This window comes from Phenylobacterium sp. (assembly GCF_025934275.1).
Lineage (GTDB): Bacteria > Pseudomonadota > Alphaproteobacteria > Caulobacterales > Caulobacteraceae > Phenylobacterium.
Map to the genome: position 1 here is coordinate 18,197 of NZ_JAICYI010000046.1, position 11,966 is coordinate 30,162.

The 11,966-nt window shown below is 72.0% G+C and carries 17 protein-coding genes and 1 pseudogene; 5 read left to right on the top strand and 13 right to left on the bottom strand.

Annotation, left to right across the window (positions count from 1 at the left end):
- Positions 1 to 48 precede the first annotated feature (48 nt).
- The 5 genes from scpB to Q0W60_RS12350 all read right to left on the bottom strand — a co-directional run bounded on the left by scpB (position 49) and on the right by Q0W60_RS12350 (position 4,741).
- Positions 49 to 696, bottom strand: coding sequence for an SMC-Scp complex subunit ScpB (gene scpB, locus Q0W60_RS12330; RefSeq protein ID WP_297695997.1), 648 nt, complete (start codon positions 694 to 696; stop codon positions 49 to 51).
- A complete protein-coding gene (locus Q0W60_RS12335) occupies positions 693 to 1,496 on the bottom strand; it encodes a ScpA family protein (RefSeq protein ID WP_297695999.1) in 804 nt (267 codons plus the stop codon). The genes scpB and Q0W60_RS12335 overlap by 4 nt, the downstream gene beginning before the upstream one ends.
- Positions 1,493 to 2,518 (bottom strand): beta-N-acetylhexosaminidase, encoded by a 1,026-nt coding sequence (nagZ, locus tag Q0W60_RS12340; RefSeq protein WP_297696000.1) that lies wholly within the window; start codon positions 2,516 to 2,518, stop codon positions 1,493 to 1,495. The genes Q0W60_RS12335 and nagZ overlap by 4 nt, the downstream gene beginning before the upstream one ends.
- On the bottom strand, positions 2,515 to 3,399 hold the full coding sequence (locus Q0W60_RS12345; protein ID WP_297696002.1) for an SPOR domain-containing protein: 885 nt from the start codon (positions 3,397 to 3,399) through the stop codon (positions 2,515 to 2,517). The genes nagZ and Q0W60_RS12345 overlap by 4 nt, the downstream gene beginning before the upstream one ends.
- A 166-nt stretch (positions 3,400 to 3,565) precedes the next feature.
- Entirely contained in the window at positions 3,566 to 4,741 is a 1,176-nt protein-coding gene (locus Q0W60_RS12350) for a deoxyguanosinetriphosphate triphosphohydrolase (protein ID WP_297696004.1), read from the bottom strand.
- 97 nt (positions 4,742 to 4,838) lie between these two features.
- On the opposite strand from Q0W60_RS12350, the gene erpA reads away from it, so the two are divergent.
- Both erpA and Q0W60_RS12360 read left to right on the top strand, forming a co-directional pair.
- Complete coding sequence (gene erpA, locus Q0W60_RS12355; RefSeq protein ID WP_297696031.1) at positions 4,839 to 5,168, top strand: iron-sulfur cluster insertion protein ErpA; 330 nt, start codon at positions 4,839 to 4,841, stop codon at positions 5,166 to 5,168.
- Positions 5,169 to 5,228: 60 nt separating this feature from the next.
- Positions 5,229 to 5,618 (top strand): hypothetical protein, encoded by a 390-nt coding sequence (locus Q0W60_RS12360; RefSeq protein WP_297696006.1) that lies wholly within the window; start codon positions 5,229 to 5,231, stop codon positions 5,616 to 5,618.
- Here Q0W60_RS12360 and Q0W60_RS12365 read toward each other — a convergent pair.
- From Q0W60_RS12365 to Q0W60_RS12375, 3 genes are read right to left on the bottom strand one after another with little or no spacing between them, the layout of a single operon-like run.
- On the bottom strand, positions 5,615 to 6,088 hold the full coding sequence (locus Q0W60_RS12365) for an SRPBCC family protein (protein WP_297696008.1): 474 nt from the start codon (positions 6,086 to 6,088) through the stop codon (positions 5,615 to 5,617). The genes Q0W60_RS12360 and Q0W60_RS12365 overlap by 4 nt on opposite strands.
- Positions 6,085 to 6,438: a metalloregulator ArsR/SmtB family transcription factor gene (locus Q0W60_RS12370; protein ID WP_297696011.1), complete on the bottom strand. Its 354-nt coding sequence runs from the start codon at positions 6,436 to 6,438 to the stop codon at positions 6,085 to 6,087. The genes Q0W60_RS12365 and Q0W60_RS12370 overlap by 4 nt, the downstream gene beginning before the upstream one ends.
- Positions 6,438 to 7,079 carry a glutathione S-transferase family protein gene (locus Q0W60_RS12375; RefSeq protein WP_297696013.1) on the bottom strand — a complete coding sequence of 214 codons (642 nt, stop codon included), beginning with the start codon at positions 7,077 to 7,079 and terminating at the stop codon, positions 6,438 to 6,440. Before Q0W60_RS12375 ends, Q0W60_RS12370 begins: the two co-directional genes overlap by 1 nt.
- Before the next feature lie 147 nt (positions 7,080 to 7,226).
- On the opposite strand from Q0W60_RS12375, the gene Q0W60_RS12380 reads away from it, so the two are divergent.
- Both Q0W60_RS12380 and Q0W60_RS12385 read left to right on the top strand, forming a co-directional pair.
- Complete coding sequence (locus tag Q0W60_RS12380; RefSeq protein ID WP_297696015.1) at positions 7,227 to 7,982, top strand: hypothetical protein; 756 nt, start codon at positions 7,227 to 7,229, stop codon at positions 7,980 to 7,982.
- A complete protein-coding gene (locus tag Q0W60_RS12385; RefSeq protein ID WP_297696016.1) occupies positions 7,982 to 8,809 on the top strand; it encodes a metallophosphoesterase family protein in 828 nt (275 codons plus the stop codon). The genes Q0W60_RS12380 and Q0W60_RS12385 overlap by 1 nt, the downstream gene beginning before the upstream one ends.
- On the opposite strand, the gene Q0W60_RS12390 is transcribed toward Q0W60_RS12385, so the two are convergent.
- Both Q0W60_RS12390 and Q0W60_RS12395 read right to left on the bottom strand, forming a co-directional pair.
- Positions 8,800 to 9,009 (bottom strand): hypothetical protein, encoded by a 210-nt coding sequence (locus Q0W60_RS12390; protein ID WP_297696018.1) that lies wholly within the window; start codon positions 9,007 to 9,009, stop codon positions 8,800 to 8,802. The two genes, Q0W60_RS12385 and Q0W60_RS12390, sit on opposite strands and share 10 nt — an antisense overlap.
- A 79-nt stretch (positions 9,010 to 9,088) precedes the next feature.
- Positions 9,089 to 9,328, bottom strand: coding sequence for a hypothetical protein (locus Q0W60_RS12395; RefSeq protein WP_297696020.1), 240 nt, complete (start codon positions 9,326 to 9,328; stop codon positions 9,089 to 9,091).
- Positions 9,329 to 9,661: 333 nt separating this feature from the next.
- On the opposite strand from Q0W60_RS12395, the gene Q0W60_RS12400 reads away from it, so the two are divergent.
- A complete protein-coding gene (locus Q0W60_RS12400; protein WP_297696021.1) occupies positions 9,662 to 9,895 on the top strand; it encodes a hypothetical protein in 234 nt (77 codons plus the stop codon).
- A gap of 34 nt (positions 9,896 to 9,929) precedes the next feature.
- Here Q0W60_RS12400 and Q0W60_RS12405 read toward each other — a convergent pair whose 3' ends face one another.
- The 3 genes and pseudogenes from Q0W60_RS12405 to Q0W60_RS12415 form a co-directional block, all read right to left on the bottom strand.
- Positions 9,930 to 10,745 (bottom strand): phytanoyl-CoA dioxygenase family protein, encoded by an 816-nt coding sequence (locus tag Q0W60_RS12405; protein WP_297696023.1) that lies wholly within the window; start codon positions 10,743 to 10,745, stop codon positions 9,930 to 9,932.
- A 1-nt stretch (position 10,746) separates the two neighbouring features.
- Positions 10,747 to 11,541 carry an SDR family oxidoreductase gene (locus tag Q0W60_RS12410; RefSeq protein ID WP_297696025.1) on the bottom strand — a complete coding sequence of 265 codons (795 nt, stop codon included), beginning with the start codon at positions 11,539 to 11,541 and terminating at the stop codon, positions 10,747 to 10,749.
- A gap of 28 nt (positions 11,542 to 11,569) precedes the next feature.
- Positions 11,570 to 11,966 (bottom strand): annotated as a pseudogene (locus Q0W60_RS12415) (hypothetical protein); the annotation flags it as partial.

An 11,966-nucleotide genomic window follows, 5' to 3' on the forward strand; every position in this document is an offset into this window, starting at 1 on the left:
CTCTCGGCCGCAATATAGTCTGTCCGCCGCTCGCGCGCCATGCGCCGGTCAGGCAGTCTCTTCCTCCGGCGCGCCCAGGAAGTCGGTGTGGAATTCGGGCCCGTCGCCGGCCTCCAGCGGGTCCTCGTCGGCGGAGGCCGCGCTCGGATCGGGCACGGCGAAGTCGGGCGGCAGGTCGAGGCTGAGCAGGCCGGCGGCCTTCATCTCGGCCGCGCCCGGCAGGTCGGCGAGACTGGCCAGGCCGTAGTGCTCCAGGAAAGCGTCGGTCGTGCCGTAGGTGACCGGCCGGCCCGGCGTGCGGCGGCGCCCGCGCATCCGCACCAGCCCGAGCTCCAGCAGCACGTCGAGCGTGCCGCGGCTCGCCTGCACCCCGCGCACCGCTTCGATCTCGGCCCGGGTCACCGGCTGGTGGTAGGCGACGATGGCCAGCGTCTCCTGAGCCGCCTTGGAGAGGCGGCGCGGCTCGTCCCGCTCCTCGGTCATCAGCCAGGCGAGGTCGGCGGCGGTCTCGAATCGCCAGCGCCCGGCGACGCAGACCAGCTCCACGCCGCGGCCGGCGTAGCGCGCCTGCAGGGCCGCGATCGCGCCCGCCACGTCGGCGCCCTCCGGCAGGCGTCGCCCCAGGTCCGCCTCGCTGAGCGGCCCGGCGGCGGCGAACAGCAGCGCCTCGATCTCGCGTTCGGTGGCGTCGCTCACGCGGCCCTTCCCCTGGCGCGAAGGTAGATGTCGGCGAACGCCTCCAACTGGCGGGCTTCCAAGGCGCCGTCCTTGACCAGCTCCAGGCTGGCCGAAAGCGTCGAGGCCACATAGGACGCGCGGCTCGGCCCCTGCCCTTCCGGCGCGAATGGCGCGACCCCGGCGAGCGGAGTCCAGCGGGCGAGCTCGGGCAACAGCCGGCGCAAGCGCTCGCGGGCGTCCTCCAACGGATAGGCCTGCGGCGGCGCGGGCGTGTAGCGCCGGGCCTGCTCCTTCCGCCGCTGGCCGATGTAGGCGCTCATCAGGGTGTAGAGATCGCCCTCGATCCGGCCCGAGGGGAGGATCCGCACAGCCTCCGGGTCGCCGCGGCCGAACACCTCGCGGCCGAGCTGAGGTCGGGCCTTCAGGGCGTCTGCGGCCTTGCGCATGGCGTCGAGCTTGGCGAGCCGAAAGGCGAGCCGCGCGGCGACCTCCTCCGCAGGCAGCTCGTCGGGCTTGGGCTGCTCGGGCTTGGGCAGCAGCAGCCGCGACTTCAGGTAGGCGAGCCAGGCGGCCATGACCAGGTAGTCGGCGGCGAGCGAGAAGCGCCGCCGGCGCGCCGCCTGCACGAACGCCAGATACTGCTCGGCGAGCTTCAGCACCGAGAGCTTCAGAAGGTCGACCTTCTGGCTGCGGGCGAGCGCCAGGAGCACGTGCAGCGGCCCTTCGTAGCCGTCCAGATCGACGATCAGCGCCTCGCCGTCGAGGGCGGCGTTCTCGGCGGCGGAGAAGTCGAGTCCCGGCTGGAAGCCCATGCTCATGCCGCGAACCTTCCGTCGAAGGCCGCCTCGAAGCGGGCGCGGGCCTCGGCGAGATCGAGCGGCTCCGGCGCGCGCGGCAGCCTGGCCAGCGCCGCCTTCGCCCGGCGGGCAGATCGCCCCGTCAGCTCGCGGACGCCGTTCGCCACCGCCGCCATCTCCGCCATCTCGCCATTGCAGTGGAGGACCACGTCGACGCCGGCGGCAAGCGCGGACTTCGCCCGCGTCGCGAAGTCGCCGGAGAGCGCCTTCATCGAGAGGTCGTCGGTCATCAGCAGGCCGTCGAAGCCGATCGCGCCGCGGATCGCCTCGCGGATCACGGTCTTCGACGTGGTGCCCGGGCGGGCCGCATCGAGCGCGGCGTAGATCACGTGCGCGGTCATGCCGAGCGGCATGTCGGAGAGCGCCTTGAACGGGGCGAAGTCGCGCCGCTCGAGCGCCTCGAGGGGCGCCTCCACCACCGGCAGCTCCAGGTGGGTGTCGGCCCGGGCGCGGCCGTGGCCGGGCATGTGCTTGACGACCGGCAGCACGCCGCCGGCGATCAGGCCTTCGGCGGCGGCGCGGCCCAGCCGGATCACCTCCTCGGGACTCTGGCCGTACGCGCGGTCGCCGATGATCTCGTGCCCCGAGGGGTCGGGCACGTCGAGCAGGGGGACGCAGTCCACATTTATGCCGACGCCGGCGAGGTCGTGGGCGATCAGCCGTGCGCCGAGGCGGGCGACTTCGCGGGCGAGCAGCGGATCGTTGCCGGCGATCTGGCCGTAGGCGCGGCCGGGCGGATAGCGTCGCCAGTGCGGCGGGCGCATCCGCTGCACGCGCCCGCCCTCCTGGTCGATCAGGATCGGCGCCTCGGGCCGCCCGATCGCGTCCCGCAGGGAGGCCGTCAGCCGGCGGACCTGATCGGGCGTCTCGACGTTGCGCGCGAACAGGATGAACCCCCAGGGCCGCACGTCGCGGAAAAAGGCCCGCTCCTCGCGCGTGAGCACGGGCCCCGAGCAGCCGAAGATGACCGCCCGGGAGGTCATTTCACGAAGCAGGCCTTCCCGGCCGCCCTCAGCCTGGCGCAGAAGGCCTGCGCCTGGGCCCGGGTGGCGAAGCCGGTGACCGACGTGCGGTAGAGGGTCTTGCCGCCCTTCTCCACCGGCTCGACTCCCTTGCCCTTGCCGGCGGCGAGGCCCGGCGCGGCCGCCACCGCCTCGTTCCAGGTCTTGTCGGCGAGTTGCGGCGAGCCCACGGCGCCGATCTGCACCGCTGCGCCCCCCTTCCCGGCGGAGACTTGCGTCTCTGGCTTTTCCGCCGCTTTGGCAGGCGTCTTCTCAGCGGCGGGTCTTGCGGCCGCCTTCTCGTGCGTGGGCTTGGCGGAGGCCGCCTTTTCCGGCCTGGGGGCCGCGGCCCTGGGCGACGGCTTCGCCTCGGCCAGCCGGGTCGGCGCGGCGGGCGTCGGCGGCTCCTGGGCGGGACGAAGGGCCGCAGCCGGAGCGCTGGCGATCGGTGTCGTGGGCGCAGCGGCCGGCGGCGGCGTGGACGCGGCCGGCGCCAGCGGGCGCGGGGCGGGCTGCTCGGGCGGCGCGGTGAACTGCGGGGGCGCCTCGACCGGCTGCGGCGACTGGCCGGCCTCGGAGCGGTAGATCTGCAGCCCCTGCGCGGCGTCCTGCGGCTGGGCGTCCGGCGGCGCCGCCTCCTTCAGGGCGCCCACCGGCTGGCCCACGGCCTGCGGCGGCCGGCTCCCCTGACGCACGCCCGAGCGATAGAAGACGAAGATCGCCGCGGCGAGGCCGATCAGCACCAGGACGCTCGCGACCAGCGTCAGCGGAAAGGGATTGGCGCCGCGCACCGGCCGGCGCGACTCGAAGGCCAGCGGCGCATCGGTCGGAGGCGTGTAGGCGCCGCGCTCGTGGTCGGACATCGGCAAGCTCCGCATGTCGGTGTGGCGCGAATCACGCGCCGCGACACCCCAGTCTAGCGAAGCGTGCGCCCCAGCCCGTCATGCGCGGCGCATTTTCTGTGGGCGAAGCCGCGGTGCAAAGGCGCCCCGACGCCGCAGGGTCCGGCCCGCGCCCGAAACCTGGCTATCAATTCCAGACGTCCAGGTTGAACAGCCGCCGGTGCTCCTCGATCGCGAAGCGGTCGGTCATGCCGGCGATGTAGTCGCAGACCACCCGCGCGCGGCCCGCCTGGTCGCGCTCGGCGGCGCGCCGCCACCATTCCTCGGGCAGCACGTCCGGCTCGGCGAGGAACAGCAGGAACATCTCGGCCAGCATCCGGCGCGCCTGGCTGCGGGTGCGGTTGACCCGCCAGTGGCGGTACATCCGCTCCATCAGGAAGGCGCGCAGTTGCGCCAGGCCTTCGGCGGTGTCGCGCGACAGGGCGACCAGCGCGTGGCCGAGGTTGCGGACGTCCTCGGGCGATCTCGGCTTCGCCGCCGCCGCGCGCCGTCGCGTCTCGGCCAGCACATCCTCGATCATGGCCCCGATCATCCGGCGCACCGCCTCGAGCCGGATGATCGAGCGGTCGCAATCGGGAAACTCGCGCAGAGCGCCGGCCACATGCGGACCGACGAGCGGGACGTCCAGCAGGTCCTCGAGGCTAAAGAGGCCGGCGGCGACGCCGTCGTCGACGTCGTGGGTGTTGTAGGCGATGTCGTCGGCGAGCGCGGCCACCTGGGCCTCGGCCGAGGCCCAGGTCGAGAGGCCAAGGTCGTAGTCGCGGTCGAACTCGGCGATGGCGGACCATGACGGACGGTCGAGGCGGTCGGCGACCGGCCCATTGTGCTTGATGATGCCTTCCAGGGTCTCCCAGCTGAGGTTCAGCCCGTCGAAGCGGGGGTAGCGGCGCTCCAGCTTGGTCACGACCCGGAAGGTCTGCACGTTGTGATCGAAGCCGCCGAAGGCGTCCATTTGCAGCTGCAGCTCGTCCTCCCCGGCGTGGCCGAACGGCGGGTGGCCGAGATCGTGGGCCAGCGCCACCGTCTCGGCGAGGTCGGGATCGAGGCCCAGCGAGGTGGCCATCGAGCGGGCGACCTGGGCGACCTCCAGCGAGTGCGTCAGCCGGGTGCGGAAATGGTCGCCTTCGTGGGCGACGAAGACCTGCGTCTTCTCCTTCAGCCTCCGGAAAGCAGTGGCGTGGATGATCCGGTCGCGATCGCGGGCGAACGGGGTCCGCGTCGGGCTCTCCGGTTCGGCGACCTTGCGGCCCCGCGAGGCGGAGGGGCGTTCGGCGTAAGGCGCGCGGGGCGGGGTCGAGGGCATCCAGGCCTTCTGGCGATCGGGCTCTTGGTCGAAGCCGCAGGGGACCTCATATAGGCTAAGCCCGAATTTCATTTAACATGACATGACCGTAGCCGCCCTGACCTCCGACGTGACCCTCTCCCGGGCCGCCGCCCGGCGTATCCGCGCCATCGGCGAGGCCGAGGGCCGGCCGCTGATGCTCCGCGTCGCGGTGGAAGGCGGCGGCTGCTCGGGCTTCCAGTACCAGTTCGATCTGGTGGATCAGGCGGAGGACGACGACCTGATCGTCGAGCGCGACGGCGCGCGCGCCCTCGTCGACGTGGTCTCGCTGGCCCTGCTCAAGGGCTCGGAGATCGACTTCGTCGACGAGCTCGTCGGCGCGCAGTTCCGGGTGCGCAACCCCAACGCCAAGTCGAGTTGCGGCTGCGGCGTCAGCTTCTCGATCTGAGGCTTTCCCCTCGCGGGCGCCGGGCGTAGCCTCGCCCGAACGGTGTTCGGGAGGCGTACCATGAGCAGATTGCATCGACTTGTCGCCGGCGTCGGCGCGGCCCTGGTCCTGGCCGGACCTGCGGCGGCGCAGTCCATCGAAGGCGACTGGGCGGGGTCGCTCAGCGCAGGAACCCATACGCTGCACCTCGCCCTGCACGTCTCGCCGGCGCCCGAAGGCTTGCCCAATGCGTCGCTGGACAGCGTCGACCAGGGCGTCCAGGGCATCCCGGGGCGGATCATCGACCAGAAGGGCGCGACCTCGCAGATCCTGTTCCTGGAAGCCGGCGCCGACTACACCGCGACCCTTTCGCCGGACGGCAAGACGCTGACCGGCAAGTGGTCGCAGGGGCCGACCTCGATACCCCTGGTCATGACCCGACAGCAGCCGGCCGCGCCCGCCAAGCCCTAGACGCCCGCGAGCGCCTTCGTCAGCGACGCGCCCATCCGGTCCATCAGCAGGTTGGTGCCGTGCTCACGGCTGCCGGCGTCGTCGTAGCCGTCGAGGAAGGCGCCGCTTTCGGTGAGCAGCAGGCGCGTGCCGCGTCCGGACGGCTTGAACTCGATGGTGGCCAGGGAGACGGATATCTTGGCTCCGTTCAGGCGCATCTCGTAGGCGTAGACGATGCGCTCGCCCGGCACGACATCGAAGTAGCGGGCGTCGAACTGGCTCACCACGCCGCTCGTCCATTTGCCGACCAGCCGCTCGCTCCCGCCCTCGCGGAAGTCGAAGGCGCGCTCGACGATCGCATAGCCGTCGCCGCCCTCGAACCAGGCAGCCTTGCCTTCGGCGGTCGCGAAGGCGGCGTAGACCCGCTCGCGGGGGGCATCGTAGGTGCGCTCCAGGCTGAAGGTTCCGTGGGTGATGTTGCGTTCGCTCATGCGGGGCTCCCTTCGTCGCCCTTGGCGGTCTGGCGGGCGAGATAGTCGCCCAGCCGGTCCAGGCGGCGCTCCCAGCCGAGGCGCCGTTCGTTAATCCACTGCTCAGCGGGCTGCAGCGAGCCGGGCTCGAGCTGGCAGGTGCGCACGCGTCCGTGCTTGGCGCTGATCACCAGGCCGCTCGCCTCCAGCACCGCCAGATGCTGCACGACGGCCGGCAGCGACATCGACAAAGGCCGGGCCAGCTCGCTGACCGACGCCGGTCCGCGGGTCAGCCGCTCCAGCATGCCGCGCCGCGCCGGGTCGGCGAGCGCGTGGAACACGCGGTCGAGCGGGCCGGAGGCGTCGGCCATCAGAACGGCACCAGCTGCAGGTAAGGCTCGGCCTCCTTCAGGGCGCGCGCGAAGGACGGCCGCGCCATCAGGCGGTCGCGATAAGCCGCCGTGCGCGGATGGGCCTCGGCCAGCGGGCGGATGCGATCGGCGTAGAACAGCGCCGGCGCGGCGGCGCAGTCGGCGATGGTCAGGCCCTCCCCCAGCATCCAGGCCTCGCCAATCTCGCGCTCGATGACGTCGTAGGCCCTCGCGAGCTGGTCCCTGACGATCTCGGGGATCGCCTCGTCGCGGGCGCCCGGGCGAGCCAGCCGGAACTCGGAGTACCGCTGCATCGGGCCCTGCACGTGCAGGTCGAAGATCCGGTCCCAGAACCGCGCCCGCCAGGCCAGCTGCGGATCCTGCGGGATCAGCTCGATGTCGCCGGGATGGAAGATCGCAAGGTAGTCGATGATGATGCTGGTCTCCGGCACGGTCCGGCCGGTGGCCTCGTCGCGGAGCACCGGCATCCGGCCGATCGGCCAGAGCGCCTGGAAGGCCTCGCGCGCCGAGGCGTCGCCGAGGTCGAGGAACGCCATCCGGAACGGTGCGCCCAGTTCGTAGAGCGCCATCTCCACCTTCATGCAGAATGACGAGAGCGGATGGGCGTGCAGCACGAGCATGGGCGTCCTTTTCACTTAAGTATATACTTAACTAATGCGGCCGGATCACCCGGGCAAGCGGTTTCTCGCGGTTGCCCGGGATCGAAGCTGGGCAGGTGGCAGTTTAGAGGAGGCCAGCTCGAGGATGCGCCGATCACAGGGAAGCCCATGGCGAGCGACACAGCCCCGCCTCACGAGGCGCTCGAGCGGTCTCCGATCGGGCGCGGAGCGCCCGTGCGCGTCGTCGCCCGCGACCTTGAGGCGATCTTCGGCGCCGCGCCGACCCGGACCGGACCTGCACACCCGCCACCGCGACTGAACCGGGGCAGCGAGGAGACGCCGCGCGCCTCACGGCTGGCGGCCGCCGGAGTGTTTGCGAGCGCCGCCTTCCTGGGGCTCGCCGCCGGCGCGTTCCTGGTCACCCGCGGCCCGGAAAGGCCCGCTGCGCCGTCGCGCCAGCCGCTCCGGGTCGAGGTCGCCAGGCCTGCGCCTCTCACGCCTCCGCTCGGTCCGCTCGATCCGCGACCGGCCGGGGCCGCCCCGCAAGCGCCGTCCGCCACGGCCGCGACCATCCACGCGTCGCCGGAGCGTGCATCGCCACGCCCACATCGCGTGGCGCGCGACGCCGGCCTGGGCGCCGGCGCCGGCTACGCCGACATCACCGCCGCCGACCGCCGGCTGCGCGGCGCCTATGCCGCCGCGATCCGCGCCGGCGTGCCCCGGCCCGCGCTGGTTTCCTACCGCGACCGGTGGGACGCGGTGCGGCGCACGCGCGCCCACGATCCCCGACGGCTGAGCGCCGGCTACGGCGCGCTCGCCACCGAGCTCGATCGGGCGGCGGCCCGCGCGCGGCGCGATGAGGGACGCAGGCGCTTCGCCGTGCGAGGGTCCCGGAAGCCGCGCTACGCGCCGTGGTGGTCGTGATGGAGCCGTCGCCGCTTCCCCGCCGCACCGAGGGCAGGCTCGTCTACGCGATCGGAGACGTGCACGGCTGCTACGAACTGCTGTGCGACCTGCTGGCGCTGGTCGCGCGCGACTCGAGCGCACACGCCGGGCGGGGGCGGCCGCTGCTCATCTTCCTCGGCGACTACGTCGACCGCGGGCTGCAGTCGGCGAAGGTGGTGGAGGCGCTGGTCTGGCTGCGACGCCGCCCGGATCTGGAGGTGCGGCTGCTCAAGGGCAACCATGAGCAGGCCCTGCTGGAATTCCTCGAGGTCCCGGAGCGGGCCGGCCCCTGGCTCGGCTTCGGCGGGGCCGAGACGCTGGCCGCCTATGGAGTCATCCCGCCGCGCCAGGACGATGCGGCCGCCGAACTGGTCCGCGCCCGCGACGAGCTGATGGACAGCATGCCGGCGGCCCATCTCAAGCTGCTGCAGGATCTCGAGCTGATGGTCGAGGTGGGCGACTACCTGTTCGTGCACGCGGGGGTGCGGCCGGGCGTGCCCCGGGAGCGCCAGAGCGAGCGCGATCTGCTGTGGATCCGCAAGGGATTTCTCGACGCCCCCGGCCCCTTCGAGAAGGTGATCGTCCACGGCCACACCTGGGAGGGCGAGGCGCCCCAGATGCTGGCCCATCGGGTGGGGCTCGACACCGGCGCCTACGCCACCGGCGTGCTCACCGCCATGCGCCTTTGCGATGGGGGGTGCGAGGTGCTGCAGGCCCGCCGCCCGGTCGAGGACGTCTGGGCGCGCCGGCCGCTCGCCGAGGTCGCCCAGTCCCGCGTCGCCCGCGAGCCCAGCCTTCAGTCGTGATAGTAGCCGCTCCAGTCGACGTCGCCGCGAAGCCGCCCGACCACTCGGCGCGCGCGCCTGCGGGTCAGTAGCCAGGCGTTGTAGGCGCAGGCGAGCGCCGCCGCCACGATGATGCTGCGCGTCAGCCCATAGCTCAGCACCAGGAGCACGATGCTGGTCGTGATCCAGAATACGATGGCGCGGACGTCTCGTGGCCTCATGCAACGCTATCCCGATGATCCGCCGTCCCGCCGATGCAACGCCGGAGGGGCGATCTGGGTCCGTCGGCAGGCGCCGATCTTATTCGGCGACGCGGCGCTGGCGGGCTGTCGACATCTCGGTGCGGGCGCCCTGGGCGAAGGTTCCGAGCGCCAGCAACCGGTCGTCGCCCCGGCAGAGCTCGACGCCGAGGTGGTGGCGGCTGGCGAGCAGCAGGGCCACGGCCTCACGGCGGGCGAGCGCCTCGTCCTCGGACGTGATCAGCAACAGGGTCGGCACCGAGTAGCGGTCGTCATCGACGAAGATCTCGAACGCACTCATGGGGCCTGTCGTCACGCTCCTGGCGTTCCCCCCGCTGCGAGGCTCCGATGGCTTCGCGGCTTCAACGTCCGCAGCACTTCAGCTCTCATCGAGGAAGAGAATCAAGTTAATTCTTGATTCAGTCTTTCACGCGATCAGGTATTCATCACCTTATACATGGTGAGTACTTGGCTCCACTCGCACAGCTTGCCTCGTAAGCGCTGATGGCGCCGCCGCCGCCAGCGGCGCCAAATGAGTAGGAAACCCAAGTTGAGCCTATGCGTTGAGCCCGCTGGGAGCGCCTCTGCACGGGGCGACGAGGGAGATCGAGCAACTTGGAGCGGGGGTCCGCCGATGTCTGAGCTGAACCGCGGCGAGCGGCTGCAGATCATGCTCACCGAGGAAGAACTGATCGTCGTCGACGACTGGCGGTTCGCGCGGCGCATGCCGAGCCGGGCCGCGGCGGTGCGCGAGCTGTTGAAACGCGGCCTGGCCGCCGAGGGCTATGACCCGATCGACGGACGGTCCCGGTCGCGCGACTTCGGGGTCCTTGACGACGCCGACTCCCAGACGGGCGCCGAGGGCTGAGCCCGCTGGCCCGCCCGCCGGCTCCGGAGGCGCGCTAACGCAGCTTGAGGAAGCTCGCATCGCGGAACGGATCGCCCGCGCGCAGGCGCTGGTGGAAGCCCTTGATCGGCGGCCCGGCCCCGCCCTCGCGCGGGTCGTAGACGGCCCCCCGGCCGAAGAACCGCAAGGTGAGCGTGCGCCGCCGCATGCCGCCGTGCGTCGCGCCGCCGCCATGCAGCGTCTGCGGATGGAAGACGATCAGATCGCCCGGTTCGACGGCCCAGGAGACGATGTCCCACGCGGAGCGGTCCCGTTCGATGTCGGGCAGCCGCGGCAGGCGCGAGTTCGGGTGCAGGGGTGCGGTGTCGTCGCCCGGCTTGAACGCCGAGCCGTTGTAGAGCACGCCCTGGTGCGAGCCGCGCACGAACTCAAGGGAATCCGCCGCGCTTAGCGCGTCGAAGCTGATCCACACCACCGCCAGGTCCTCGCCGCCGATGGCGAGATAGGATGAGTCCTGATGCCAGGGGGTGCGCCGGACCTCGCCGCCTTCCTTCAGGAACACCTGCTCGTAGAAGAACCAGACGTCCGGCGTGTCCCAGAGCTCGGCCACGTAACCAGGAACCGGGGAGGCCTGCAGCATGTCGCGATAGCCGCTGAGCGCCTGCGGGTTGAAGAGGTCGTTGTAGAAGGTGACGTCGGGGGTGTGCCGGTCCTTCGACGCGCCCGGGCCCGGATGCGCCAGGCTCCACTCGTAAGCCGCCAGGGTCTCGCCGAGCTGGGCCGCGTCGAGGGCGGCGGCGAGCTTGACGACGCCGTCGCGGCGGTAGGCCTCGCGCAGCGCGGGCCAGTCGTAGGCGCCGGTCCCGCTCATGCTAGAGCGCCAGGGTGAAGCCGCCGTTCACCGGATAGGTCTGGCCGGTGATCCACGAGCTCGCGTCGGAGGCCAGAAACAGCACCATGTTGGCGATGTCGGTGGGCTCGCCGGGCCGGCGGACGATGTAGCGCTCGAACTGCCGCTTCATGCGCTCCGGATCGGAGAACATGCGCACGGTGGCCGGGGTGCGCGTGGCGGCGATCGCCACCGAGTTGGCGGTGATCCCGTAGCGGCCGAGCGAGCGGGCGACGCCGCGTGTGAAGCCCGCCGCCCCGGCCTTCGCGCCGCCGTAGATCTCCAGGCCCGCGTCGCCATAGCGGCCGGCGTCGGAGATGATGGTGATGATCCGGCCCGGCGCCTGGCGCGCGATCATGCCCGGAACCACCGCGCTCACGGTATGGATCACGCCGTAGAAATTCACCCCGATGGCCGCGTTCCAGACCTGCGGGCCCACCTCCCAGAACGGCTTGCCCATGCCCTCCTGCGGCGGGTTCGCGCCCATGTTGCCGGCGTTGTTGACCAGCACGCCCACCGGCCCGAGCTCCTCGGCGGTCCTGGCGACCATCGCCTTGACCTGCTCGAAGTCGGTCACGTCGGCCTGGACGGCCATCGCCTTGCCGCCGGCGGCCTTGATTTCCTCCACGACCGCCTCGGCGCGCTCCTGGAAATAGTCGTTCACCGCCACGCCGCCGCAATCGTGGGCGGCGAGGTGGAGGGCGATCTGGCGACCCACGCCCTGCCCCGCCCCGGTGACCAGCGCCACGCGCCCGCCGAGGCTCAAGATATCGTCCATCGCGTCTCTCCCTGATCTGGTTGCGGGCTCACGCCGGGTCGAACCGGCTGAGGATGCGCCGGCCGCGCTCGTCGCGACGCGTGGCGACCCGGGCCGCCAGCGGCTCGGCCTGGCCCATCGCGGCCGCGAGGCTCGGATCGTCCGGATCGCTCATGGCGCAGAAGCGCCCGCCGTCGCCGGCCCGACAGACCAGCGTCGCGATCGGCGCGCCGCGGCCATAATCGATGGTGTAGCTCTCCACCACGCCGTCGCTCGCGGTCTCGGGGGCGGCGGCCGGCGCGGCCCAGCTATCCACTTGCGCCTGCAGGGGCGCGGACGAATGCTCCCGCCACTCCACGGGTTCGGTTGAATAGACGCCGACCGAGTACTTCGAGAGGAACCCGCCGTTCGCGCCGACGAAGCCGTACGCGCCCGGGCGCTCGCGC